This window comes from Mycobacterium intermedium (assembly GCF_002086275.1).
Classification (GTDB): domain Bacteria; phylum Actinomycetota; class Actinomycetes; order Mycobacteriales; family Mycobacteriaceae; genus Mycobacterium; species Mycobacterium intermedium.
Genome location: NZ_MVHT01000004.1, coordinates 1 through 24,957 on the forward strand (window position 1 = coordinate 1; position 24,957 = coordinate 24,957).

The following is a 24,957-nucleotide window of genomic DNA, read 5'->3' on the forward strand; positions in this document are numbered from 1 at the left end:
GGGCCCGGCAGCCCGGCCGCAGCCACCGCAGCGCCACCGTGGGGGGGTGCGGCGCGGCACGCCGTTTGGCGGCGAGGGGCGGCGGCCCCCAGCGACGGCCATTGATTGCCCTGCCCGGGAAAGACGAATGCGGTACGCGGCCTGGCACTCTGAGAGGATCGGGTCACCAGCGGGTGCTGGCGATTGTCGGCCAGCGCGCACAGCCCGGCCTCCAGTTCGCTGCGGTCCGCTGCTCGCACGAGAGCGCGGTGGCGACGCACGCGCCGGGTGCGCAGCAATGTAGCAGCCACCGCGTCGGGTGTCGCCTCGGCTCGGCCCCGGCCGCGCAGATATTCGCGAATCGCGGCTGCGTCCTTTGCGATCAGCTCTTCTTCGTGCGCACTGAGCAACACCGGCACGCGGTTGTCAGGCAGTCGGGCGTCCGGCATCATGCGGCGTCCGGTATCGCGACAATCACATGCGCATTGGTGCCGCTGATGCCGAATGCGGAAACGGCCGCGATTCGCTGCCCGTCCACGGCGGGCCACGGTGTGAGTTGCTGTGCCAGCCGTAAACCCTGGTTTTCCCAGTCGAGTTCGTGACTGGCTTCAGCGGCATGCAAGGTAGCTGGGATTGCACCGTGTTCGGCGGACACCAAAACCTTGGCCAGTCCCAGTCCGCCGGCAGCGGCTTGGGCGTGCCCAAAGTTGGACTTCACCGAGCCCAATAACGGACCGCGGCCCGGTTCGGTTTCTCCGTATGTCTCCGCCAGCGAATGCAATTCAGTGAGATCACCCAATCTGGTTCCGGTACCGTGTCCTTCGATCATTCCGACCTGTTCGGGCCAAACACCTGCCTGCCGCATGGCCCGGCGGAACAAGCGGCCCTGTGCCGCGCCAGACGGGGCGCTGATGCCCACACTTCTGCCGTCCTGATTGATCGCGCTGGAGCGGACTTCGGCGAGGACCCGCCTACCGTCGCGTAGTGCGGCCGACTTACGTTGCAGCACGAACATCGCCGCGCCTTCTGCCCAGACAGTTCCGCTCGCTGACGCACTGTATGGACGGCAGTGGCCGTCGTCGGAGAGGGCCTGGTGCTTGGAGAACTCGACGAAGAATCCGGGCGAGCCCATCACGCATACGCCGCCGGCCAGCGCCATGTCACAGTCGCCCGCCCGGAGGGATTGACCGGCAACATGAAACGCTGCCAGTGCCGACGAGCATGAGGCGTCGATCGTCAGGGCCGGACCGGCGAGGTCCAACAGGTACGAGATCCTGCCGGAGATTACGCCGGATGCGGTGCCGGTGATCAAATGGCCGCTATGGCGGGAGAACTCCGCCATTTGCGGACCATATCCGGTGAGGTAGGCGCCGACGTAGCAGCCAACGTCGTGTCCGGCCAGGTCATCCGGATTAATGCCGCCGCTTTCCAAGGCGCGCCAGGCGACCCGCAAGGCGACCCGCTGCTGTGGGTCCATTGCGATCGCCTCGCGTTGCGAAATCCCGAAGAACGCCGGATCGAATGTCGTTGCGCCGCACAGGAACCCGCCAGAATCGAGAACGCGCTTGAACCCGGGACGGCATGAGCCGGTCAGCAGTTCACGAATGGGCCATCCACGATCGGTGGGCAGCGGGCTCAACGCTTCCTGGTTCGTCGACAGCAGCTGCCAGTAGTCCTCGGCCGTTTCGATACCGCCGGGCGCTTCGACGGCCATGCCGACGACGACGACCGGGTCATGGTCGACGTTTTGAGGAGGGCTACCAGACATCGAAACGATTTGCTACGACCCGATGGCGGGGAGTCGACGCAATAACGCCCGACGGCGGGCTCAGCTCAGTCCGCACCGCGCCCCCGACCTGACTGAGCGCGACGGCACCGTTGGGACAAGGAACCAGCTCAAGATTGCTACCTCCACTCGTTGGCGCTTGGCTTCCCGATGGTTTTGTGGTGGGCACATGTCATCGTCGTTCCGGTGAACCGCGCGGTCTCAAGGACCGGCGACGGACCGGCGACACCAACCGGCAACTCGATTTGTCTGCGTTGTCTGGCGCTGAGTACCCGAGCGGGCCGGATGCAAACTGTGAAAGAGATGTGAATCGCGCAATCCGCTTAGTTGTTTCCGAGGGCGGAGCTGTTAGGGCGCAATCGGTTTCGGCACTTCCGAGCCCGAGCAGGTGTTTACTGTCCGGTCAATTCAGCGTCAGACTGTTGTCAGACATCGGTGATAACTCGATTGGCGAGGGTGTTGATGTGGTCATTGATGTAAAAGTGCCCACCGTCGAAATACGACGATGAGAACGAGCCGTCGGTGTGATCGGCCCACCGCTGCAGTGACCGCGCATCGACACGGCGATCCTGCCGGGCGCCCACGGCGTGGATATCGGCGCGAATGCGCACTCCGTCGGTGCATTGGTAGCGGTTGAGTGCCTGATAGTCGCAACGCGCCGCGTTAATTAGCAGTTTCGCAAATTCTTCGTCGGCCAACAGTCGGGGGTCGGTTCCACCCAGGTTGGCAAGATCGTCGAGTAGCTGCCTGTCGTTTGTCGGCAGTTCAGGAAGGTTCCTGACGGTTGCAGGCACCGGACCGGCCGACACCCAAAGTTTTTGCACCGCAATGCCGTGTCTTTCGGCGAGACGGGCGAACTCGAAGGCCACCACGGCGCCCATGCTGTGCCCGAACAGGCGCAGCGGTGCCACCCGGCGCCAGGGTCCCGCCTGAAACAGCCCGCGGGCAAGGTCGGGGATCGATTGCGGCGGCGGGTGATGCAGCCGCTCGGCGCGCTGCGGGTACTGCACGATGAACGTATCGCCACCGCCGGCCAAGGCGGTTGCGAACCTTCGGTAGCTCGCGGCGGCGGCTCCCGCGTGCGGAAACACCACGGTACCGCCGCGGTACGGCTGCCGGTTTGCTCCGGGCACATGCTTGATCCATGGCGCAAATACGGTCGGCGGAGGATTCGTCCTAGTCATTGTGTTCTCCTATGGACTCGGCGACTCGGGCCGCTCTGTTTAGCGGGCGGGTCATGCCTGCTGGGGACGTGATCGTCCGCGCAATACGGCAGTTCCCCGACAGGCCGATGTCAAACGCGCGCGGCACGCATAGATGACGTGTGTTGAATCACGTTGTACGTCCGCGTCAATACGGAACGAGTCGCTGTCCTGGCGTGCGGTTGGTGGACGAAATGGACAGCGAGCGAATGCGTCCCGAATCGAGTCCGCTTAGCATCGATAAAAGCGGCTACTCTGCGGGCAGCGGCCGTGCATGGGTGTCCAGCCGCACGTACACCAAGAAACCGAAAGCTCACCATTGCTAGACCAGTACAATCGGTGCGCGCGTCTGTGAGAAGCAACGTGTCCAAGCCCGAAGCGCGGCAAGATAATCAGCTGTCGTTCATGGATCAGGCCATGTTCTCTTCAATGCGTGCCATCGGGCGCTCCGCAGTCGTCCAGTGTGTGTGGATTTACGAGCACGACATTAACTTGGCGGGGCTGAGGCGGTTTCATCAAAATCTCGGCCGCGGATTGTTGGGGCGGCGCATCGAGCGTTCAACGCTGCCTTTCGCTCGCGACCGTTGGGTGTGCGACCCCGGACCCGCCGATATTGTCATTGACCAGCGCGTTCGCCCCCGTTGCGAACTGAGTGACTGGGTGGACGAATGTGCGCAACGACGGGTGGATCCCGAATATGGGCCCGGTTGGCACCTTGCGATGGCGCCCCTGACTGACGGCTCGACCGCGGTGAGCTTGGTGGCTTCGCATTGTTTGATCGACGGACTGGGAATCGTCGGCGCGGTCGCGGATGCGGCGAGCGGCAAGACCGCGGAACCTGCTTATCCGCCCCCTCGCTCACGAACCCGACGGCGCGCAATAATTGAGGACGCCCGCCAAACCGCGCGCGACGCACCCGAGATCGGACGGGCGGTCGTCGCGGTGGGCAAAATGACGCGTGGGCGGGCTGATTCGGCCAAGTCGACAAGACCGCCGTTCGACGCCGCGGACGACGTTGCCGGTCATGAGCCAATTGCGGTGCCCGCCATCGTCATCCATATACCAGCAGATGATTGGGATGCACGCGCAAGAACGCTTCGCGGAAGAAGTCACCACCTCGCCACGGGATTGGCGGCGAAACTCGGTGAATATCTGGGGCGCCGACGTGCCGATGACGGTTACGTCATTTTGCAGGTTCCACTCAGCGACCGCACAGAAGGCGACACCCGCGCCAACACGCTCGCGTTTGTCAGTGTGAACGTGGACCCGACCGGCGTAACCAGCGACCTGACCGACACCCGTGCCGCGATCAGGAAAACCTTCGAGTCTTTGCGGAATGCGCCAGAACAGGCATCGCCGACGACTGCGCTCTCTCCGCTGGTCACATTCGCGCCGAAGCGCTTACTGAAGCGGGTGACCGAGGAGGCATTCGCCTATGCGGATCTTCCGGTGGCGTGTTCCAGCATGGGCGATCTGACACCCATGGCTGCCCGCCCCGATGGAACCGAGGCCGAATACGTATTCGGTCGCGGAGTGATTCAAGGCATCACGCGGGAACAACTCGAGCGTACCCACGGCGAGCTCGCCCTGTGGTTCCTGCGAATCGGTGGCATGATGTGCATCACCGTCGCCGCTTATCAGCCTGGTGGGAGCTACTCCAAGCGCGAACTGCGCGCGCTGGTAGCGAAAACGCTGGCTGAGTTCGACCTCAACGGCGTGATCGAATGAGCTGGCGCTCCGTGGATATCGTTGTGCCGCGCGTTCATTCGCTCCTCTCTTTGATTAATTCCGGCTGCGGTGGGTAAGCCATGCGCGTGACACCCCTGCATGGTCGCCGACCCGCCGTCGTTACGCGCAAACCGGCAAACGGCTGGACCCACACCGAGTCGCCGTCAACCAATTTGCCTCCGGGGCCGCCACGAATAATCCCCAAGGCGCTGCAGGGGATTGCGTTCTTCACCCAACGGCGCTGGGTCACTGAACAGCTCGCGCGCCGCTACGGCGGAGCGTTCAGGCTCGACGTCCCGGTGTTCGGCCGGCTCGTGGTCGTGGTCGATCCGAGTTTGGCCAGGCAGATCTTCAGAAACAGATCGGACGAGCTTGGCGCCATCCAGCCAAACCTGAGTCGCCTCTTGGGTTCGGGTTCGGTGTTCGGGCTTGAGGGTGAGGATCACAGGCAGCGACGGAAATTGCTGGCTCGCCCCTTTCACGCCAACAATATGAAGAACTTCGAGCGGATAGTCGAAGAGGAAACGCTGCGGGAAATCGAGACGTGGCCCAACGGAAAGGCTTTCGCCACACTACCGCCGATGAAGCGGATCACGCTCAATGTCATCTTACGGGCGGTCTTCGGGGCGGAAGGGGACGACTTCGAGGAGTTGCGACGAGTTATCCTGCCGTGGGCCAAATTAGGCTCTCGGCTGTCTACGCTTCCGATGCCGGCCAAAACGTATGGCCGTTACACGCCGTGGGGTCGCCTGGCCGAATGGCGTAAAAAGTACGACGCAATCGTTGATCGAATGATCGATAAGGCACGGGCCACTGCTGCGACGGCGGACCATACCGACATCCTTTCGCTGATGTTGCAAAGTACATACGATGACGGCTCAGGCATGTCACGCAAGGATATTCGAGACGACCTGCTGACACTCCTGGTTGCCGGACACGAAACCACGGCGACCACCCTGGCCTGGGTGTTCGACCGGCTGAGCCGCGAGCCGGAAATACTTTCGGCGCTCGTCGAGGAAGCGGACACGGACGACAACGAATTGCGCCATGCTGCGATCTACGAGGTCCAACGCACCAGGGCCGTCATCGACTTTTCCGGTAGGCGGGTGCGGGCACCGGCGTTGAAACTCGATGATTGGGTGATCCCGAATGGCTACTCCATTGTGGTGAGTATTTCGCAATGCCACGCTAACTCAGATGCGTTTCCCGATCCCGGTCGCTACGATCCGCAGCGTTACATCGACGGTAAGCCGTCGCCCTTTGCGTGGATACCGTTCGGCGGTGGCACGCGGCGCTGCGCAGGCGCCGCATTCGCGAAAATGGAAATGGATGTGGTGTTGCGGACTGTATTGCGCCACTTGGTAGTTGAGCCCAATTCAGCGGGGCCGGAGAAACTACGTGCGGGTGGCCTTGGGTATCTCCCGAAAGATGGTGGTCGGGTCGTCGTGCGGCCACGTGCGAGTTAGCGTCGCTGCCGACAGACAGCATTGTCTCAGTTTGAATCCAGTGTTATTCCAGTTTGAAGCCGTACGATTCGGCTACAGGTAGTCACTATGAGCGCAATTGCCGTCGCCCCCGTTCTTGTCGTCAAGGGCGGTGGAACACAACGTCGTTTCGCGGCAGGTTGCGACGCGGTCGTGGGTAGCGACCCGCGTGCCGACCTTCCGCTCGCCGATCCCTCGATAGCCGGTGCCCACCTGCTTTTGCGGTTTGATCGGGACAGGTGGGTGGCGATCGACAACGGCACGCGCGGCGGTACTTTCGTCAACCATCGCCGCGTGCAGTCTTTCGACATTTGCGACGGCCAAACTGTCAACATCGGCGATCCCGAAGGCCCGTGTCTGACTTTTGAAGTAGCAACGGAGGGGAAGTCGGCCGAGCGACCACCAACCGCGGCGCCGACCCGTGCAGTCCAGGCGCACCCGCACCCCGGTCCGGCTCGGGGTCTGGTGCCGGCTCAGCCGCTGCATCCTGTCAGCCACCCACGGCCTACTGAGGCGTCGACACAACCGAGCGCGCTGCCACAACGTCGGCCGCGCAAGGTAATCAGCCAACGTCTGGCGCCCCCGCCGCCCCCGCGGGACGTGGTCCCGCCCCGACGGATGTCCACACCCGATAACGCGCCGCCGGATACCTCAAACCTCGCGACGAAGGCGCTACGGGTCCTTCGGCCGCGAGTAAGCAAATCGGAACTGCCACCGGGTATTACGACGATCGGCCGTTCCAAGGACAACGGCATCGTTGTCTCCGACGTCTTGGCATCGCGTTGCCATGCTTTCCTGGTCCAAACGCCCATCGGCACCGAAATTCGGGATTTCGACAGCACGAACGGGACGTACGTCAACGGGATCCGCGTCGGATCAGCCCTGCTGGAAGAGGGCAACGTCGTCACCATCGGCAATACCGATTTGGTATTCGCCGACGGAAAATTGCTCGACGAAAAGCAGGCCGAGAGGCTAGTCGGCGGCTTGCAGGTCAACTCCGTGCGGTTCAGCGTCGACGGTAAGGAACTGCTCGACAACGTCTCTCTGGCCGCTCGGCCGGGCACCCTGACCGCAATCATCGGCGGCTCGGGCGCGGGTAAAACCACCCTGGCCAGGCTCATCGCCGGCTACACACGGCCCAGCGCCGGTTCGGTCACTTTTGACGGACACGACATTCACGCCAATTACACCACCCTGCGAAGCCGGATCGGCATGGTCCCGCAGGATGATGTGGTTCACCGTCAGCTGACGGTCAACCAGGCATTGGGGTACGCAGCCGAACTACGGCTGCCGCCGGACACCAGCAAGGCCGATCGCGACCAGGTGGTGGCTCGAGTGCTCGGGGAGCTCGGGCTCAGCGAGCACGGCGACACCAGGGTCGACAAACTGTCCGGAGGGCAGCGCAAACGCGCTTCGGTGGCGTTGGAGCTGCTGACGGGGCCGTCCTTGCTGATGCTTGACGAGCCGACCACGGGTCTCGACCCGGCGTTGGATTCTCAAGTCATGGTCATGCTGCGCGAGCTCGCGGATGCAGGCCGCACGGTGGTGGTGGTGACGCACTCGGTGTCCTATCTCGACCTGTGTGATCAGGTGCTGTTGATGGCGCCCGGCGGCAGAACGGCCTATTTCGGCCCACCCGACCAAATCCAATCGGTGATGGGAAGTACCAACTGGGCCCGCATCTTCCTCGACGTGGGCGCCAATCCCGAAGAAGCCAAGCGGCGCTTCCTGTCTCAAAAGCGGGCGGAGCCCCGCCTGCCGAGGGCGGCGAGGCCCGGCGACCTCGGCGAGCCGGTGAACGTCGACGTCAAGCGGCAGTTTCTGACGCTTGCGCGGCGCCAAGTTCGGTTGGTCGTTTCCGACCGCTACTACACCGCATTCCTAGCCATCCTGCCCTTCATTCTCGGGGCGCTCGCGTTGACCGTTCCGGGCCACTCCGGATTTGGCTATGCCGACCCAAACGGTAAGACGCCCGCCGAGCCCGCGCAGATTCTGGTCTTGCTGATTGTTGGGGCTGTCTTCATGGGGAACGCCCTGACCATCCGTGACCTGATCGGCGAGCGCGCCATCTTTCACCGAGAGCAGGCCTTCGGCGTGTCCACCCGTGCCTACCTGATGGCCAAGGTGGTCGTGTTCGCCGGCTTCGCGACCCTGCAAGCCGCCGTTGTCACCACCATCACCCTCATCGGTAAAGGCGCGCCGACTAGGGGTGCGGTGCTCTTGGGTAATCCGACGCTGGAGCTGTTCGTGGCCGTCGCGACGACGTGCGTTGCCTCGGCCATGCTGGGGTTGGTTCTCTCGTCGGTGGCTCGCTCCAGCGAACAGATCCTGCCGCTACTGGTGGTGGCGATCATGGTGCAGCTGGTGTTCTCCAGCGGGATGATCCCTGTGACAAACCGCGTGGTACTTGACCAGCTGTCCTGGCTGGCGCCCGCACGTTGGGGGTTCGCCGCGTCCGCGGCGACGATCGACTTGAATGCCGTCGAACCCAGTCCGTTCAGCCCGAAGGACAGCCACTGGAACCACGACGCGGGCGCGTGGCTGCTGGACATGGCCATGCTCGCGGTGTTGTCCGTCGTCTACGGCGGGATCGTACTGTGGAAGACCAGGCTGAAGCGCTGACGCTGGGCCGTCCACGGTAAGCGTTTGACCAGCTCAGCTGGTGGTATTGGCATTCTCTTTTTTTGCAAGTACGTTATGCACTGATGGATAACGCAGCACACACCCCATCGGGTATTCCGCGCGCGCTGATATCGGCGCGGACGGCAACCTGGAACGAGTCGCGCTGAATGGCCGCCCGCATCCTGATCGCCAAGCCCGGTCTCGACGGGCATGACCGCGGGGCCAAGATCGTTGCCCGCACTTTGCGCGACGCCGGCTTCGAGGTCATCTACACCGGTATCCGGCAACGCATCGAGGACATTGCTTCGATCGCCGTCCAGGAGGACGTCGCTGTCGTCGGATTGAGCATCCTGTCCGGTGCGCACTTGGCGCTGACCGCCCGCACCATCGAGGCCCTGCGCGCGGCCGACGCCGCCGATATCGCCGTGGTCGTCGGTGGCACCATTCCACACGCCGACGTGCCCAAGCTCCTTACCTCCGGGGCGGCGGCGGTGTTTCCCACCGGAACGCCGTTGGACACGTTGGTGCGCGAGATCCGCGCGCTGACCGGCACCCCCGACCCGGACTCCCAAGCGTCGGAGGAATCTTGCGCGTCGGAGTAATGATCGGCGCCGAGCGCGGCGATATGGCCCGCAAGGTGGCCAAGCTGGCGTCCGACATCGAATGGGCCGAGTCCGCGGGTCTGGACACGGCTTGGATGCCGCAGGTGCCAGACGACTTCGACTGCTTGACCATGGTGTCGCTGATGGCCGCGCACAGTTCACGCATCGAGTTGGGCACCGCCGTGGTACCGCTGCAGGCCCAACATCCTATTGCGCTTGCCCGCCAAGCGCTTTCGGTGCATGCGGTGACCGGTGGCAGGTTGGCGCTGGGCGTCGGACCGTCACACCACTGGATCATCCGGGACATGCTCGGCCTGCCGTATGAGAAGCCGGCCGCCTACACCCGCGATTACCTCGAGGTGCTCAACGCCGCCATCGCCGGCCCGGGACCGGTTGACGTCGAGAACGATTCATTCACGGTGCACAATCCGACCGTGTTGGCGGCGGACCCCCCGATGCCGGTGCTGGTCGCCGCGCTCGGGCAGGTGATGCTGCAAATTGCCGGTGAATTGGCCGACGGTACGGTGTTGTGGATGGCCGACGAGCGTGCAATCGGTGAACACATCGCACCGAAGATCACCAAGGCGGCCGCGGATGCCGGACGTCCCGCGCCGCGGATCGTGGCGGGCATCCCGGTATGCCTTTGTGAGCCTTCCCGAGTCGAAGAGGCCAAAGAACGGGCCAACCGCATCCTGGGTGAGGCCGAGGTGTCGCCCAACTACCAACGACTGCTCGAGCGCGGCGACGCCCGGGATGTCGGTGACCTGTGCGCGGCCGGTGACGAGGCTGGGATCCTGGCGCGGATGCGCCGCTTCGCCGACGCGGGTGTCACCGATTTGTCGGTGCGGCTGTTGCCCATTGGAAACAACCGCGACGAATTGGTGGCTTCCAAACGGCGCACCCGGGAGATGATCGCAGAGCTTGCCGCGGAGCTGCGGTGAGTTCCGCTGATAGGAAAGCCGGGCCGCTGGCAGGAATTCGAATCCTCGAGGTCGGCACCATGCTGGCCGGGCCGTACGCCACCATGCTGCTCGCAGATCTCGGCGCCGACGTCGTCAAGGTCGAGCCACTTGCCGGTGAAATCTCACGCGGTGTCGGCAACAGCTACTTCGACAGCCTCAACCGCAACAAGTCCAGCGTCAGTCTGGACCTGAATTCCGAAGCCGGACAACAACAACTCGGTGAACTCGTCAAGGATGCCCATGCGCTGCTGGTGAACCTGAAGCCCTCGGCCATCCGCAGGCTCGGGCTCACCTACGACTCGCTGCGTCGGTGGAACGAGAAGATCGTCTGCGTGGCCATCACCGGGTTCGGCCTGAATGCCGGCGACGACCCGGCATTCGACTACGTGATCCAGGCCGCCACCGGCATCGCCGCTTTGACCGGTGACCCCGACGGACCCCCGACGCTGCCCGGCTATTCGTCGGCGGACAACTCCACCGGAATGTGTGCGGCGCTAGGTCTTTTGGCCAAGATCATCTCCGGCACGGGTGGACAGGTCGACGTGTCGCTGCAAGACGTGATGCTGTCGCAACTGAACTACCACGCCGCGGCCTACCTCAACCACGGCGTGGAGCCGCAGCGGCGTCCCAACGGCGCGCACTCGTATTACGTTCCAGCGCAACTTTTTCCGACCGCCGAGGGTTATCTGGCCCTGTTCATCACCCATGACGGATTCTGGAGATCCTTTGCCGGCGAGGCGGGTATCGGCGGATTCGAGACGATGGCCGAACGGGTGGCCAGGCGGGACGAGGTGTTGGCCGTTGTCACGGCCATGCTGGCGACCGACACCGCCGCCGGCTGGGAACAACGCCTGCGTCCGCTGGGCGTGCCGGCGGCCGCGGTTCGCAGCCTGCCCGAGGCGCTGGAGGCAACCCCGGACGTGGTTGTCAATGCTGGCGATCTGCGTTTTGTCGGCACCCCGATCCGCGTTGCCGGCTACCAGCCCGAATACCGCCCAGCGCCGGTATTGGGTGAGGGCCCTCGGTCCTAGCGGGTAGCCCGTTCGCACCGGTCGTCGGGCAGTACGGAATATATCCCTGGGCGACGACGCTTCAACCCGTCAGGAAACGGGAAGGTCGGACCATGACAAACCAGCACCGGGCGACCGCGACCGGGTTCCATCGGGGTGAGCTCGCCGTGCAGCGCCAGGCTGGTGTGCAGACCCAAGCTGCTCGACTGGTGTCAATGGTCGCCGGCGGCGAATTGCGCGCCGGTACGGGCTCATTTCTCGCCAAGGCCACGTTTGCCGCCATCGCCGCCCGTGACGGAGCAGGTCGACTCTGGACGTCGCCGCTGTTCGGGCCGCCCGGCTTCCTGCGCGTGGAATCGACGACCAGGCTGCTGATCGATACCACGCCGCGCGTCTCGGATCCGTTGCGGGACTTGCCCGCCGGGCAGCCGGCGGGCTTGGTCGTCATCGACTTCGCTACCCGCCGCCGGGTGCGCATCAACGGCATATTGGCCGCCACCTCGGGCGGACTGGCCGTCGACGTGGAGCAGGCGTATGGCAACTGTCCGCAGTACATCCACCCCCGTCACCTGTCCGTCAGCGCACCGAGTGGTGCGGAAGACGGCCCAGAAACGTTGCGTGGCGATCGGTTACAGCCACAGGACATAGCTTTCGTCCACGCGGCGGACACGTTCTTCTTGGGCACCACACATCCCGAATCCGGCAACGATGCCTCTCATCGCGGTGGGCCGGCTGGCTTCGTCCACGCGGCACCCGATCACTTGTGGTGGCCCGACTATCCGGGCAACAACATGTTCAACAGCTTCGGCAACCTGGCCATCGACCCCACCGCCGCACTGTTGTTCGTCGACTTCCGCAGCGGCGCAACGCTTCAGCTCTCCGGCACCGCGACCGTGCGCTGGGACGCGGGTCCGGTAGGCGAGGACACTCCGACCGGGCGGCGCGTGGTGTTCGCGCCGCAGCAGGTGATCGCCATCGAATCAGCACAGCATTCGCTCGCGGCGGCGGACTAATCCGGCATGGGTCCCGTCAGGTGCGCTTCGGCAAGCTTGCGGAATGCCAACACCAACCGGCTCCTCTCGCCCGCGCGGGTGGCCAGGACCACGTGGCTGGGTTCGACGCCTTCCAACGGAACGGTGGTGATGTCGGGGCGCACCGTGCTGCCGTGGTAGCCGGCGGTGATCGCCACCGCTTGGCCCGCGGCGATGAGTTCGAACTTGTCCTCGAGCGCCTCGATGAATGGACCGTCGGGTGCACGTGTCCCGTCGGGGCGGGGATCGATGCGCCAGAAGGCGCTAAACGCCGGATCGGAGTGCCGCAACCGTGGCATTGGTTCGTCGGCGATGTCCTCCAGGGTCGCCGACTTCCGGCCCGCCAGGCGGTGGTCCAGGGGCACCGCCAGAACCCGAGGCTCGTCATAGAGGACGGTCACGTGCAGTTGGTCGGTGGGGAATGGCAGTCGGGTTACCAGCGCGTCGACCCGATGATCCAGTAGCGCATCCCGACCCTCGGTCCAACACAGGTGCAGCACTTGGACATCGGCGTCGGGATGTTCGCGGCGCAATTCGCGTACCGCCGGTGTGGCGATGAGACCGCTCGTGTAGCCGATGGTGATGTGGTGGGGCTGGGCGGCGGCTCTTGCCTGGGCCGCGGCCTGGGTGGCGGAACGAAGCAGTGCCTTGGCGCGCGGCAGGAACACCTCGCCGGCCTCGGTCAGCCGGGTGCCCTGCGGCGTGCGGTCCAACAACCGGACCCCCAGTTGCTGCTCCAAGCGGCGGATCTGCCTACTCAACGACGGTTGTGCGACGTGCAGCGCGGCGGCAGCTCGACCGAAGTGGCGGTGCTCGGCCACCGTCACGAAGTAGCCGACGAGTCGCAAATCGAGGTCTACTACCAGCGATGTCGCGTTCGTCATGCGTTCTAGCTAACCACACTTTGCGGCAAATCAGTCCTGAAAACCGTACCAAGCTGCGGTGATGCCGATAGTGCATCGCGCCATCTGAAATAGGACTTGGACACCCGCGCCGGTCACGTCATTGACTGGTGGCACGAAAACTCAGCAACTGGGCAAGCAACTGGGAAGAGGGATCAAGCCATGCACGTCTTTGTCACCGGGGCCACTGGACACATCGGTGCCGTCGTCGTCAGCGAACTCCACGCGGCCGGACACCAGGTCACCGGCCTGGCGCGGTCAGACGATTCCGCCGCCGCCCTCGAGGCGGCCGGCGTCACCGCGCTTCGGGGGGATCTGGAAGACCTTGACGGTCTGGCCGCTGCCGCGGCGGCTTCGGACGGGGTCATCCACCTGGCCTTCAGGCACGACTTCGCCGACTGGGAAGGTGCCGCCCAGACGGACCTGCGCGCCGTCAACGCCATGGGCGAAGCGCTCATCGGCTCCGATCGGCCATTCGTCATCACTTCTGGAACGCTCATGCTGGCTTTCCGGGGAGAGGGCGGCTTCGCGACCGAAGACGAGACCCTGCCCAACGGACCGCGAATCGACTCCGAGAACGCCGCGATCGCCCTGGCCGAGCGCGGAGTGCGATCGGCGGTCGTCCGGCTGGCGCCCCTGGTGCACAGCGATCTCGATCACCACGGCTTCGCTCATCACCTGATTGGCGTCGCCCGTGACACCGGCGTCTCCGCGTATATCGGTGACGGGTTCAACCGCTGGCCGGCCGTCCACACCCTCGACGCGGCACACCTGTTCTGCCTGGCCGTCGAAAAGGCCCCGGCCGGAACGATTCTGCATGGGGTCGCCGACGAAGGAGTGCCGTTCCGCGACATCGCCGGCGTCATCGGCCGTCATGTCGGTGTGCCGGTGGTCAGCATCCCGCTCGAGCGGGCGGATCATTTCGGATTTCTCGGCCCGTTCGCATCGGCGGACAACCCGACCTCGAATGCCTTGACGCGCAAACAGTTTGACTGGGACCCGCAGGGGCCGGGGCTGATCGAGGATCTAGACGCGGGCCACTACTTCAAGTGACCGAAAGCGCTTGCGGCGTGGCCTGCTAGCCTTCCGGGCGGTAGTCGGTGATCTCCTCGAGCAACCGCATCACCGGTGGTGGATCGAACTGCAGGGCCGACGACATGTGCAACTTGTGCCCGTTGGCCTGCATGTTCTGCACCACAGCCGCTAGATCGTCCCCCTCGATCTCGTACAGGGCCACATACGGCCCCTTGCCGTCGACCGGCCTCAGTCGACGGGCCGAGACGATTCCGTCCAGTGCCACAAGCTCTTTCAGGTGGATCTCGTCGTACCAGGTGTTGTACTCCTGGTCGCGATCGGGCGAACTCGGGTAGGTCTCGACGTAGACGATTCCTTTGGCCATGTCGCCGCCTCTCTACTCGTAGCGAACCGTGATCGGTGCGCCGTCGGGAACTCCCTGGCACGTCAGGATGTATCCCTCCGCGACCTCGTCGTCGTCGAGGGCGTCGTTGACGCGCATGGTGGCGGTGCCTTCGACGAGCTTGGCCATGCACGTTCCGCAGTTGCCGGCCTCGCAGTTGAACGGCGGGTCCAGTCCGGCCCGACGCGCGCTTTCCAGCAGGGTCTCACCGGGCACCAGTGGGACCGTGGCCTTCCTGCGGTCGAGGTGGATCGTGACCATGCCGGGCTCCGTCATGTCCGCCGTGCGACCGCCTTCCTGTACTTGCGTTCTTTATTATAGAGAATACTATTCTCGCCAGGCGATAGTATCTTCTCAACGATCTGCCGGAGAGGAACGAGACGTGTGACCGAGCCCGCCGCGCTCGTGTTCGAGGAGCGGCGATTCAGCCTGCCCGAACTCGACGCGCTGGCAGGTGGGCTGGCCGCCACCCTGCGCAAACGAGGTGTGCAGGCCCGCCAGCGGGTCGCGGTCATGTCGTCCAACCGGCCGGAATTCGTCGCGGCCCTCTGCGCGATCTGGAAGCTGGGCGCGTCCGCCGTCCTCATCAGCCCCGCCTGGAAGCGCGACGAGGTCGACCACGCCCTCGGGCTGACCGCCCCAGCGCACGCCGTGGGCGATCATCCGGTGTTGGCGGACGCGATGCCGATGCTGCACCTCGACGAACCCATCGCCCCTGTCACCGGGGCAACCACCCCGCGCGGCGAGCCGGCGGCCGGCGATGACGCGGTGCTGGTGTTCAGTTCGGGCACCACCGGCCTGCCGAAGGCGGTTCGACATACCCACGCATCACTGGAAGCGGCGGTTCGCCATTGGCGCGACGCACTGCAGTTGACCGAGCGCGACCGCATCCAGGTCGCCACGCCGCCGTCGCACATCCTCGGTCTGCTCAACATCGTCACGGCGCTGCGCACCGGCGCGTGGGTGCGACTGCACTCCCGGTTCGACGTCGACCGCATGCTGCGACACATCGAAAGTGACCGCATCACAATCGAAATGGCGGTGGCGCCCATCGCCCTGGCGGTCGCCGCGCACCCCGCACTGGAGTCTTTTGACCTCTCGTCGTTGCGCTACATCATGTGGGGGGCAACGCCGGTCACCGCCAGCATCGCCGAAACCGTGACGCGGCGGGCCGGCGTCGGCTGGGTTCCGGCCTACGGCAGCACTGAGTTGCCAGTCATCGCCTGTAACCCGCTGGACGGCCCGCGCCTTGATGCCGTCGGCCGCGCGGTGCCGGGGGTGGACGTGCGGGTGGTGTCGCTGGACACCGGGCAGCCGGTGGGCCCGGGCGACGTCGGTGAGATCCAGGCGCGGTCAAACTCCTTGATGGCTGGCTATTTACCCGATGCTGCGACTGGCGAAGCGATGCAGGACGGGTGGTATCGGACCGGCGACGTCGGCTGGGTCGACGCCGACGGTTGGTTGCGGATCACCGACCGGCTAAAAGAGATGATCAAGGTGCGCGGCTTCCAGGTCGCGCCGGCCGAGATCGAAACGGTGCTGCTCGGCCATCCGGCGGTCAAGGATTGCGCGGTGTTCGGCGTGCCCGACGGTGCCAACGGTGAGGCCGTCGTCGCCGCGGTGGCCACGCATAAGCCGGTCGAGCCCGCCGAACTCGCCGCCCGCGTCGATGCGAAATTGGCGTCCTACAAACGCCTGAGTCGAGTCGTGTTCGTGCCTGACGTGCCCCGGTTGCCATCGGGCAAAGTCTTGCGCAGAGTGCTCAAGGAGAGCTATGGATGTACGTCTGACGGCTGAACAGCAGCAACTACGTGACGCTGCGGCCAAGATGGCCGATGACCTGGGCCCCGGTGCGGTGCAAGACCTGGCTGACGAGAGCCGAATCTCCCGTCTGGACCGGCAGGTTGAGGCGACCGGCTGGCGGTCGCTGCGCTCGGACGGAGCCTCTGGCGTCGAAGTCGCCATCGTGGCAGAGGAATTCGGGCGTCGACTCGTCGACACTCCGTTCCTCGGTCCGGTCCTGGCCGACGACCTCGCCCGCCATTTTGAGGCGGAGGCGCCCGCAGCGACGATCGCGGTCGACGGGCGCGCCATCGACGCGCGCGGGTTTCGACGTGCCCTGCAGCTGACCGGCAACACCGTACTGGCAGTCGAGGTGGAACCCGGTGAGATCGGTGCGGATCTGACCAGAACGAGTGCCGCGCTTGCGGATTCGCCAGTCGTCGTTGGCGACGTGTCGATTGATGTCGCCCAACGGTGGCTGGCCCTGGCGTTGGCCGCCACCGCGGCAGACCTGGTCGGGACCGCGCGCGGCGCCCACGCCTTGGCCTGCGACTACGCGAAAATCCGTGAGCAGTACGGCAAGCAGATCGGCTCGTACCAGGCCATCGCGCACCTGATGGCGGAGAGCCTTGCGCTCATTGAAGGTTCGATCAGCGTGCTGCGGCACGCCGCGTGGGCGGTCGACGAGTTGGAGCCGGCTGCAGCCATCCGGGCGAGCCGAGTGGCCAAGGTGTACTGCGCGCGCGCCACCCGAACCGTGTGCGAGACCGCGATACAGGTGCACGGCGGCATCGGCAACACCTGGGACTGTCTCGCACACGTCTACCTGCGTCGGGCGCTGACGTCCACCGAGCTGTGGCCGGTAACTCTGAAGGAGATCGATCTTGGACTTTCGTGACGCACCTCAGGAAGCCGCGTTCCGGGAGCGCCTGCGATCCTGGCTTTCGGTGCACGCCAAGGAATATGCCGGCTCGGGCGACGAATACTGGGAGCGCCAGGGCGAATGGCATCGGGCCCTGTACCAGGAGGGCTTTTTCGGACTGTCGTGGCCCCGGGAGTACGGCGGTCTCGAGTTGCCCCCGGTGTATGACGTCATCGTGGATGAAGAGCTGGCCCGCGCCGGCGCTCCGCCTCGGCCCAGCGTGGGTTATCTGGTGTACGGCATCGGCCGGCACGCCAGCGACGAACTGCGGCAACGCTTCCTGCCCGGGATCATCAACGGAACGGAACGGTGGTGCCAAGGTTTCAGTGAGCCAGGCGCCGGCTCCGACTTGGCGTCGCTGACCACCACCGCCACCCGCGAAGGCGACACCTACGTCGTGCACGGGCACAAAATCTGGACGAGCTACTCCGACGTCGCCGACTGGTGTCTGCTGCTGGCCCGCACCGATCCGACCGTCAAACGGCATCGCGGTATTTCGGCGTTCATCATCGAGATGAAACAGCCTGGGGTGCAACAGCATCCGCTGCGTATGATCAACGGGGTCACCAACGAGTTCGGCCAGGTGTTCTTCGACGGCGCGAAGGTCCCGGCAGACCGGATGGTCGGTGCGCCGGGCGACGGCTGGGCGGTCGCCATGACGGTCGTCGGCCACGAGCGGGAACCGTCCACGTTGGGCTACGCGGCCCGATACAACAAGCTGGTTCGGGAGATGGCGGCGCGTAGCGACGGCGAGATCAGCGACGAGTTGGCCTGGGCGGCGGTCCAGGCCGAGATGCTCACCCATCACGTGCGCCGGCGGCTCTCCGAACAGCTCGACGGAGTGTCGCACGGGCCGGAGGGGTCGCTGGATAAGCTGCTGATGACCTGGGTGGAGCAGTCCGTCGGGCATGCCGCGCTGGCCGTCGCGGGTACCCGTGATCCAGACCTGCTCAGCGCTTACCTGTACAGCCGGGCCCAAAGTGTGATGGGCGGGACATCGCAGATACAAAAGAACATCATCGCTTCGCGAATCCTGGGATTGGGGGTTTGACGTGTACGACATGCCAACCGAAATCGACGTTCGCGCCGACGGTCCGCTGCGCATCATCACGCTGAACCGCCCGGACGAACTCAACGCCGTCAACGACAGCCTGCATGTCGGGCTGGCGCGACTGTGGCAGCGATTGACCGACGACCCGACGGCCCGCGCGGCCGTCCTCACCGGCAGCGGGAAGGCCTTCTCGGCCGGCGGCGATTTCAACTATCTGGCCGAACTTGCGCAAGACGCCGACCTGCGGTCCAAGACCATTCGCGATGGTCGCGAGATAGTGCTGGGCATGGCGCGTTGTCGAATCCCGGTGATAGCGGCCGTCAACGGCCCAGCGGTCGGGCTCGGTTGCAGCCTCGTCGCGCTGAGCGACATCGTCTACATTGCCAAGGACGCGTTTCTGGCCGACCCGCATGTGCAAGTCGGCTTGGTGGCGGCCGACGGCGGACCGCTGACCTGGCCGCTGCATATCAGCCTGTTGCTGGCCAAGGAATATGCCCTGACCGGAACCAGGATTCGCGCAGAGCGGGCCGTCGAGCTCGGCCTGGCCAACCACGCCGTGGACGACCCGTTCACCGAAGCGGTGGCCTGCGCCAAGCGCATCCTGGAGCTGCCGCAGCAGGCGGTCGAAAGTACCAAGCGGGTGCTGAACATCCACCTCGAGCGCGCCGTCCTGGCCAGCCTGGACTACGCGCTGTCCGCCGAGAGCCAGTCGTTCGTCACGGAGGACTTCCGCAACATCGTCACCAAGTTGACGGCGGGTAAGAACTGAAGCCGGTCAAATATCGTGCTGCCGAAGAAATTCGCGCATCACGCGGTCGAACCGTTCGGGCTCTTCGATGAACGGCAGGTGCGCCGATGATTCGAAGAACTCGAACCGCGAACCCTTGATGCGCTGATGCATCTCACGCATGTGTTCGGGTGAGCATTCGTCGTACTTGCCCGCGAGAAGCAGTGTCGGCACGCGGATCTCGTCCAGCCGGTCGAATACGTCCCAGTCTTTGACGGTGCCGACGATGCGAAAGTCGCTGGGGCCGAACATGGTCTCGAAGATCTCGACGCCCATGTTGCGGAAGGCGTCCTCGAGTTCCTGCGGCCAGGGGAGTTTGCGGCACAGGAACGTCTCGTTCCACGTCCTGATCGCCGCTTGGTATTCGGCGGAGTGGGTGGTGCCAGCCGCTTCGTGATAATCGATCGCCGCCTGCGTCGCCTCGTCCAGTTCGGACTTCAGGCGGGCGACGTTGGCCGCGAACAACGGGATGGACGCCGCGCTGTTGGAGATGGTGAAACTGGCTGCGGCGGCCGAGGTGTCGAGCAGGTGTTGCAGCGCCAGCATCCCGCCCCACGAGTTGCCGAAAAGATGGAAGCGGTCCAGTCCGAGTCCGTGCACCACGGCGTCCATTTCGGCGACGGAGCGTTCGATGGTCCACAGGGTGGTATCGGAAGGGCGGTCAGAATTGCCGCAGCCCAACTGGTCCCAGAAAATGACCTCGCGCTCGTCGGCCAGCCGCTTCAGGGCGCTGATGTAGGTGTGCGGCAGGCCGGGGCCGCCGTGCACCGCGAGCAGGGGCAGGCCGGGCCCGCCGCCCACGCGCTGGAACCACACCTTTCCGCCCGGGACGGCGATCGTCCCCTCCCGCTGACTCATGGTTGCTAGCCAACCATCCAGCAACCGGATGGCGCGGTAGTGGCCCTTCTTGCAACTCAAACTCTCAGAATGCGAGAATATTGTTCTCGTCAACGTGTGGATGGAGTAGACCTGTGCCCGAAGCCGTCATCGTGTCCGCCCTGCGCACCCCGATCGGTACCGCACGCAAAGGGACGTTGCGCGACACCACCGCTTTCGAACTGGCTCACCACGTGGTCAGCGAAGCCGCCAGCAACCTCGACCCGGCGCAGATCGATGATGTGATCCTCGGCGAGGGCCTCTATGGCGGGGGTGTGGTTGCGCGGCACGCGGCCATCACCGCCGGGCTGAGCCACGTGCCCGGCCTGGCCCAGAACCGGCACTGCGCTGCCGGGCAGGCGGCCGTGCAAAGCGCGGCGGCCAGCATTCGCGCGGGAATGGACCAGCTCATCATCGCCGGCGGGGTGAACTCGGCCTCCACCACGCCGCGATCTTTGATTAACGTCGACGGCGAATGGGTCGGTTGGTTCCCCCCGACCCACCCTGACCGGCCTGACGCGCCCAACATGGACATGTCGATCACCGTCGGCTGGAACGCGGCGGTGAGCGCCGGGGTCAGCCGTGAGGAGATGGACGCGTGGGCGTTGCGCTCGCATCGCAACGCGATCGCCGCTATCGACGAAGGACGGTTCAAGGAAGAGATCGTTCCGATCGAGACCCCGCACGGGCTGTTCGCGGTCGACGAGCACCCACGCCGGGACACCACCCTGGAGAAGCTCGCGGCTCTGAAGCCGCTGCATCCGGAGATCGAGGGTTTCTCGATCACCGCCGGCAATGCGTGCGGTGCCAACGACGGTGCAGCCGTGCTGACCATCGCCAACGAGCGGCTGGCCGACCAACTTGGCCTGCCCCCGCTGGCGCGGGTCCTGTCGTGGGCATCCGTGGGGGTCGATCCGGCGGCCACCGGCCTGGCGCCGGTCGAGGCGATCCCGAAAGCCCTTAAGCGCGCTCATCTTTCGATCTCTGACGTGGACCTGTTTGAGATCAACGAAGCCTTCGCGTCCATGTGCGTGGCCACCATCAAGCTGCTGGACCTGGATCCTGACCGGGTTAACGTCAGTGGCAGCGGATGTTCGCTTGGGCACCCGGTGGCGGCGACCGGAGCCAGGATGCTGGTCACGCTGGTCCACGAACTGCGCCGGCGCGGCGGCGGTGTGGGAGTCGCGGCGATGTGTGCGGGCGGCGGGATGGGTTCGGCGACGGTCATCGAAGTCCCGGCACCCTAATCAAGACCCCAAGCGGCCCGGATGGAGATAGCCGACCTCATTGCCAACGCGCGCAACGGTTCTCAACGCGCAGCGGGTCGGTTGTTGAGCCTGGTCGAAAGTGACCGCCGGGATGAGGTGCTGGCCAGTATCGGTCCGCAGGCGGGGCACCAGCTTCTCGTCCTCGGGATCACCGGCCCACCGGGCGCGGGCAAGTCGACGACGATAGCCGCTTTGGTGGGTGCCTACCGACAGCGCGGGTGCCGGGTGGCCGTCCTCGCCGTCGACCCGTCCTCCCCGTTCAGTGGCGGGGCACTGCTCGGCGACCGCATCCGAATGACCCAACACATCAACGATTCCGACGTGATGATCCGTTCGGTGGCCAGCCGCGGCCACCTGGGCGGGCTGGCCGCCGCCGTACCCGCCGCCATCCGACTGCTGGGAGCCATCGGCTACGGCGTGGTCCTGTTGGAAACCGTGGGTGTCGGGCAGTCCGAGATCGAGATCGCCGCCGTCGCCGACCCGACCGTCGTCATCCTCAATCCCGGCGCGGGCGACGCAGTGCAGGCCGCGAAGGCGGGCCTGCTGGAAGTCGCGGACATCGTCGTGGTCAACAAGGCCGACCGCGACGGGGCCGAACAAACGGTGCGGGATCTACGGGCGGAAACCAAGGCTCCGATCGTCAGTCTGGTCGCCGCACGCGGCGAGGGTCTCGACGAGCTGATGGCCGCCATCGACAGCCATCACCGCACCGACAGTCGCGCCCGCCGGTTGGCCCGGGCCCGGGCTCAGATCCTGTCCCTGGCGCAAACCCGGCTGCGGGCTCGGGCGGATCTGGATCGCCTCGCCGAGTCGGTGGTCGACGGTGACGACGATCCCTACTCGGCCGCCGAACGACTGCTGTCGCCGGCTCCGCAGGACGACCGATAGCCGATACTCTGGGCTGGTGGCCATGGCTTTCGGTTGGGCCGAGGACCCAGAGATCGACGCGGCGTTCGAAGACACAACAGTCACACCAGTCACTCGAGGCGGCGGGTGACGGACCGCCCGCCTTTGCAGGACAAATCCCAACAGCGGGAAGGTATTTGGCGTGACCCGGCTTAGTTGTCGCTAGGAGTCGGGCATGGCGACACCCGTTCCCGCCAGAGTCGAACGTGCGCCATGTGCGCCGATCTACGGCGTCTGCGACGCCCGTCCCCGTTCTGAGACCGATTGCCCGGTCGCCGCCGCATATCCGGCCCGGTAGCCGAAAACCATTGCCGGTCCCAATGTTCCGCCGGCACCGCCATAAGCGCGACCGGTCGCGCCGGCCATCGCATTGCCCGCTGCGAACAGGCCGGGTATCGGCCGCCCGCTGACATGGAGTACCCGGCCGTCCCGGTCGGTGCGTGGTCCACCTTTGGTGCCCATCGCGCCAACCTGAACGGGCACGGCGTAGTAAGGCGCCGTGTCGATGGGGCCCAGCGTTTTGCCGGCGAGTGTGGTGGCGGTGTGGTCGCCCCAATAGCCGTCGTAGGCACTGGAACCGCGCCCAAAGTCTGGGTCATGGCCGGCGGCGACGTCGCGATTCCACCTCGCGATCGTTTGCTCCAAACCCGCGGCGTCGATGCCGGTCTTGGCCCCCAGCTCGGCGAGATCCGCCGACTCGCAGAACCACTCCGGGACGGGAGCGCCCGGCTCGACACCGAGAAATCCGTAGCGCTGCAGGTGGATCGAGTCGAACACGATCCATGCCCGGTCGTTGACATACCCGCCGCGGGGGTCGAGGTAATGGAAGGCGCCGGCCATCGAGTTGTATTCGCCTGCCTCGTTGACGAACCGCCGCCCGGCCCGGTTGACGATGATGCTGCGGGGACGCGTTCGCTCCAGCCGGACGCTGCGACTGCGCGGCTTGTCGTCGATGGTGTCGCCCGGGATCTGAACGATCGGCACCCACCACGCTTCGCCCATGTTGGCCAGATCGGCGCCGAGTGCCATCGCCATCCGCAGCCCGTCGCCGGTGTTGTTCGGGGGTGAGACCGCGCCGTGCATCGGTCCGCGCAAGAAGGCCTGCACCAGCGCCGGATCCCACTCGAACCCGCCGGTGCCCAGGATGACACCGCGCCGGGCGCGCACGTCCATGCTCTGCTCGGGCCCGGCGATCCGCGCGCCGACCACGGCGTCGCCCTCCACAATCAGCTGCTCGGCGCGTGAATTGACACACGGTGCCACCCCGGCATCCAGCAGGCCCTGCAATAGACCGGCGACCAGCGCCGTGCCCGCCACGCACAGGTCACCGGCCCGTGCCACGTCCGCGTGCAGTCGGGCCCGGGTTTCGGCGTCGAACCCCACATTGGACCAGTCGGCGGGAAACGCCGTGATCCGTTCCGACCAGTCACCCAGCACCCCGAGATCGAACGGCGCCGCACTCAGCGAACGCCCGCCGCCCGGCTGTCCGCCCGGCAGTTCCGGCTGGTAGTCGGGGAAGCCCTCCGCGACCTCGAAACGCAGGCCGCTGTGCTTCTCGACGAAGTCCAGCATCAACGGCCCGGTCCGCACGAAGGTTTCGACCAATTCGTCGTCCATCGAGCCGAAGGATTGCGCGCGTAGGTATTTCAGCGCGTCGGCCACCGTCAATTCCCGATCGGGTGCACGGTTGTGCGCCGGGATCCACGCGATGCCACCAGAAACCGCGGTGGTTCCGCCTACGGTGGGCGCCTTCTCGAACACCTTCACCGAGGCGCCGGCGGTGGCCGCCGACAGGGCCGCCGTGAGTCCCGCACCGCCACTGCCGAGTACGACGACATCGAATTCGTGATCCCAAGCCATGCCGGGTATCCCTTCAGCTCAGCAGTGCCGACAACTTGTTGGCGGCCTTGATGACAGCGTCCTTGCCGCGCATCACCACGTCCTCGCGATGGGAGATGAGGTTGATGCAGGCGGGCGGACAGGGAGCCGGGCGCGGCACCGCAACCGCCAGTCCATAGGTGTTCGGTTCGATCTCACCGTGCGTGATTACCCAGCCGCGTTCGCGGGCCGTGGCGACGAGCTCCCGCTCGCCCGGGCGCGGTGGCATGCTCGCCAACAGCGCGATCCCGGCGGCACCGCGGTCCAGCGGATAACGGCTGCCCTCATGGAAGGCGAGCTGATAGGGAACCTGGGTCGGCACGATCACCGCGACCGCCACCTGCTCGTCACCCTCGGCGACCAACAACGACACGGTGGTGCCGAGTTCGTCGGCCAACGCGCGCAGCGTCGGCGCGCTCAATTGGCGCAGATTGTTGTCGAAGGACGCACCAAGGACGGCCAGCCCCGCCGCCGGTCGGTAACGCCCATCCTCTCCCTTGGCGACCAGCCGAAATTGGGTCAGCGTCGCCAGCAAGCGATATGCGATGGTCCGGTGCACCCCGACCTGGTCGGCGACCTCTTGCATGGTCAGCCCCTGCGGGGCGGCGGCCACCAGTTGCAGCGCCGTGAGCCCCCTGGCCAGCGTTTGTGAACCCGTCGCCGCGCCCGTCACAGGCTTGACATACCCCCACGTGAGGGCAAAGCTCTATACATATCGCACATTGAGGTGCGATATTAGCACACAGAGCCCGGGGGTCATTG

Annotated in this window: 22 protein-coding genes and 1 pseudogene; 14 read left to right on the forward strand and 9 right to left on the reverse strand. The window is 65.4% G+C overall.

Annotated elements, in window-relative coordinates; all coding sequences use genetic code 11:
- The 3 genes and pseudogenes from BST27_RS02095 to BST27_RS02105 all read right to left on the reverse strand — a co-directional run.
- Window positions 1-431, reverse strand: a pseudogene (locus tag BST27_RS02095) (mycobactin polyketide synthase MbtD); the annotation flags it as partial.
- Window positions 428-1,747 (reverse strand): beta-ketoacyl [acyl carrier protein] synthase domain-containing protein, encoded by a 1,320-nt coding sequence (locus tag BST27_RS02100; RefSeq protein WP_069418168.1) that lies wholly within the window; start codon window positions 1,745-1,747, stop codon window positions 428-430. The gene BST27_RS02100 and the pseudogene BST27_RS02095, both read right to left, overlap by 4 nt.
- Window positions 1,748-2,190: 443 nt before the next feature.
- On the reverse strand, window positions 2,191-2,949 hold the full coding sequence (locus tag BST27_RS02105; RefSeq protein WP_069418167.1) for a thioesterase II family protein: 759 nt from the start codon (window positions 2,947-2,949) through the stop codon (window positions 2,191-2,193).
- Window positions 2,950-3,330: 381 nt separating this feature from the next.
- Here BST27_RS02105 and BST27_RS02110 point away from each other — a divergent pair, with 381 nt between their 5' ends.
- The 7 genes from BST27_RS02110 (at window position 3,331) to BST27_RS02140 (ending at window position 12,388) form a co-directional block, all read left to right on the forward strand.
- The gene (locus BST27_RS02110) at window positions 3,331-4,695 is read left to right on the forward strand and encodes a condensation domain-containing protein (protein WP_069418166.1); all 1,365 of its coding nucleotides are present in this window, start codon (window positions 3,331-3,333) and stop codon (window positions 4,693-4,695) included.
- An 80-nt stretch (window positions 4,696-4,775) separates the two neighbouring features.
- Window positions 4,776-6,161 (forward strand): cytochrome P450, encoded by a 1,386-nt coding sequence (locus BST27_RS02115; RefSeq protein WP_079220176.1) that lies wholly within the window; start codon window positions 4,776-4,778, stop codon window positions 6,159-6,161.
- An 87-nt stretch (window positions 6,162-6,248) separates the two neighbouring features.
- Window positions 6,249-8,801, forward strand: a complete 2,553-nt coding sequence (locus tag BST27_RS02120) for an ATP-binding cassette domain-containing protein (protein ID WP_069418165.1) — start codon at window positions 6,249-6,251, stop codon at window positions 8,799-8,801.
- A gap of 167 nt (window positions 8,802-8,968) precedes the next feature.
- Complete coding sequence (locus tag BST27_RS02125) at window positions 8,969-9,403, forward strand: cobalamin-dependent protein (RefSeq protein ID WP_069418164.1); 435 nt, start codon at window positions 8,969-8,971, stop codon at window positions 9,401-9,403.
- On the forward strand, window positions 9,388-10,344 hold the full coding sequence (locus BST27_RS02130) for an LLM class F420-dependent oxidoreductase (RefSeq protein ID WP_069418163.1): 957 nt from the start codon (window positions 9,388-9,390) through the stop codon (window positions 10,342-10,344). The genes BST27_RS02125 and BST27_RS02130 overlap by 16 nt, the downstream gene beginning before the upstream one ends.
- Window positions 10,341-11,396 (forward strand): CaiB/BaiF CoA transferase family protein, encoded by a 1,056-nt coding sequence (locus BST27_RS02135; RefSeq protein WP_264000455.1) that lies wholly within the window; start codon window positions 10,341-10,343, stop codon window positions 11,394-11,396. Before BST27_RS02130 ends, BST27_RS02135 begins: the two co-directional genes overlap by 4 nt.
- Window positions 11,397-11,488: 92 nt before the next feature.
- Window positions 11,489-12,388 carry a pyridoxamine 5'-phosphate oxidase family protein gene (locus BST27_RS02140; RefSeq protein ID WP_069418161.1) on the forward strand — a complete coding sequence of 300 codons (900 nt, stop codon included), beginning with the start codon at window positions 11,489-11,491 and terminating at the stop codon, window positions 12,386-12,388.
- Here the strand turns inward: BST27_RS02140 and BST27_RS02145 are convergent.
- Entirely contained in the window at window positions 12,385-13,290 is a 906-nt protein-coding gene (locus tag BST27_RS02145) for a LysR family transcriptional regulator (protein ID WP_069418160.1), read from the reverse strand. The genes BST27_RS02140 and BST27_RS02145 overlap by 4 nt on opposite strands.
- A 180-nt stretch (window positions 13,291-13,470) precedes the next feature.
- Between BST27_RS02145 and BST27_RS02150 the strand changes: the two genes are divergently transcribed.
- Window positions 13,471-14,361 carry an SDR family oxidoreductase gene (locus tag BST27_RS02150; RefSeq protein ID WP_069418159.1) on the forward strand — a complete coding sequence of 297 codons (891 nt, stop codon included), beginning with the start codon at window positions 13,471-13,473 and terminating at the stop codon, window positions 14,359-14,361.
- A gap of 25 nt (window positions 14,362-14,386) precedes the next feature.
- On the opposite strand, the gene BST27_RS02155 is transcribed toward BST27_RS02150, so the two are convergent.
- Together BST27_RS02155 and BST27_RS02160 are read right to left on the reverse strand one after the other, a co-directional pair.
- Entirely contained in the window at window positions 14,387-14,707 is a 321-nt protein-coding gene (locus BST27_RS02155; RefSeq protein WP_069418158.1) for a DUF4286 family protein, read from the reverse strand.
- Window positions 14,708-14,719: 12 nt separating this feature from the next.
- Entirely contained in the window at window positions 14,720-15,001 is a 282-nt protein-coding gene (locus tag BST27_RS02160) for a 2Fe-2S iron-sulfur cluster-binding protein (protein ID WP_069418157.1), read from the reverse strand.
- Window positions 15,002-15,109: 108 nt separating this feature from the next.
- Here BST27_RS02160 and BST27_RS02165 point away from each other — a divergent pair, with 108 nt between their 5' ends.
- From BST27_RS02165 to BST27_RS02180, 4 genes are read left to right on the forward strand one after another with little or no spacing between them, the layout of a single operon-like run.
- Window positions 15,110-16,522 carry a class I adenylate-forming enzyme family protein gene (locus BST27_RS02165; protein ID WP_069418156.1) on the forward strand — a complete coding sequence of 471 codons (1,413 nt, stop codon included), beginning with the start codon at window positions 15,110-15,112 and terminating at the stop codon, window positions 16,520-16,522.
- On the forward strand, window positions 16,500-17,405 hold the full coding sequence (locus BST27_RS02170) for an acyl-CoA dehydrogenase family protein (RefSeq protein WP_069418155.1): 906 nt from the start codon (window positions 16,500-16,502) through the stop codon (window positions 17,403-17,405). Before BST27_RS02165 ends, BST27_RS02170 begins: the two co-directional genes overlap by 23 nt.
- Window positions 17,392-18,480, forward strand: a complete 1,089-nt coding sequence (locus BST27_RS02175; RefSeq protein ID WP_069418154.1) for an acyl-CoA dehydrogenase family protein — start codon at window positions 17,392-17,394, stop codon at window positions 18,478-18,480. The genes BST27_RS02170 and BST27_RS02175 overlap by 14 nt, the downstream gene beginning before the upstream one ends.
- A gap of 1 nt (window position 18,481) precedes the next feature.
- Window positions 18,482-19,249, forward strand: coding sequence for an enoyl-CoA hydratase/isomerase family protein (locus tag BST27_RS02180; protein ID WP_069418153.1), 768 nt, complete (start codon window positions 18,482-18,484; stop codon window positions 19,247-19,249).
- Between the two features lie 6 nt (window positions 19,250-19,255).
- Here the strand turns inward: BST27_RS02180 and BST27_RS02185 are convergent, their stop codons facing one another.
- A complete protein-coding gene (locus BST27_RS02185) occupies window positions 19,256-20,125 on the reverse strand; it encodes a proline iminopeptidase-family hydrolase (RefSeq protein WP_069418204.1) in 870 nt (289 codons plus the stop codon).
- A 113-nt stretch (window positions 20,126-20,238) separates the two neighbouring features.
- Here BST27_RS02185 and BST27_RS02190 point away from each other — a divergent pair, with 113 nt between their 5' ends.
- The gene (locus BST27_RS02190) at window positions 20,239-21,390 is read left to right on the forward strand and encodes a thiolase family protein (RefSeq protein ID WP_069418152.1); all 1,152 of its coding nucleotides are present in this window, start codon (window positions 20,239-20,241) and stop codon (window positions 21,388-21,390) included.
- Between the two features lie 21 nt (window positions 21,391-21,411).
- On the forward strand, window positions 21,412-22,299 hold the full coding sequence (gene meaB / locus BST27_RS02195) for a methylmalonyl Co-A mutase-associated GTPase MeaB (protein ID WP_069418151.1): 888 nt from the start codon (window positions 21,412-21,414) through the stop codon (window positions 22,297-22,299).
- Window positions 22,300-22,542: 243 nt separating this feature from the next.
- Here meaB and BST27_RS02200 read toward each other — a convergent pair whose 3' ends face one another.
- Window positions 22,543-24,177: an FAD-dependent oxidoreductase gene (locus BST27_RS02200; RefSeq protein WP_069418150.1), complete on the reverse strand. Its 1,635-nt coding sequence runs from the start codon at window positions 24,175-24,177 to the stop codon at window positions 22,543-22,545.
- Between the two features lie 13 nt (window positions 24,178-24,190).
- Entirely contained in the window at window positions 24,191-24,868 is a 678-nt protein-coding gene (locus BST27_RS02205; protein ID WP_069418149.1) for an IclR family transcriptional regulator, read from the reverse strand.
- Window positions 24,869-24,957: the final 89 nt, after the last annotated feature.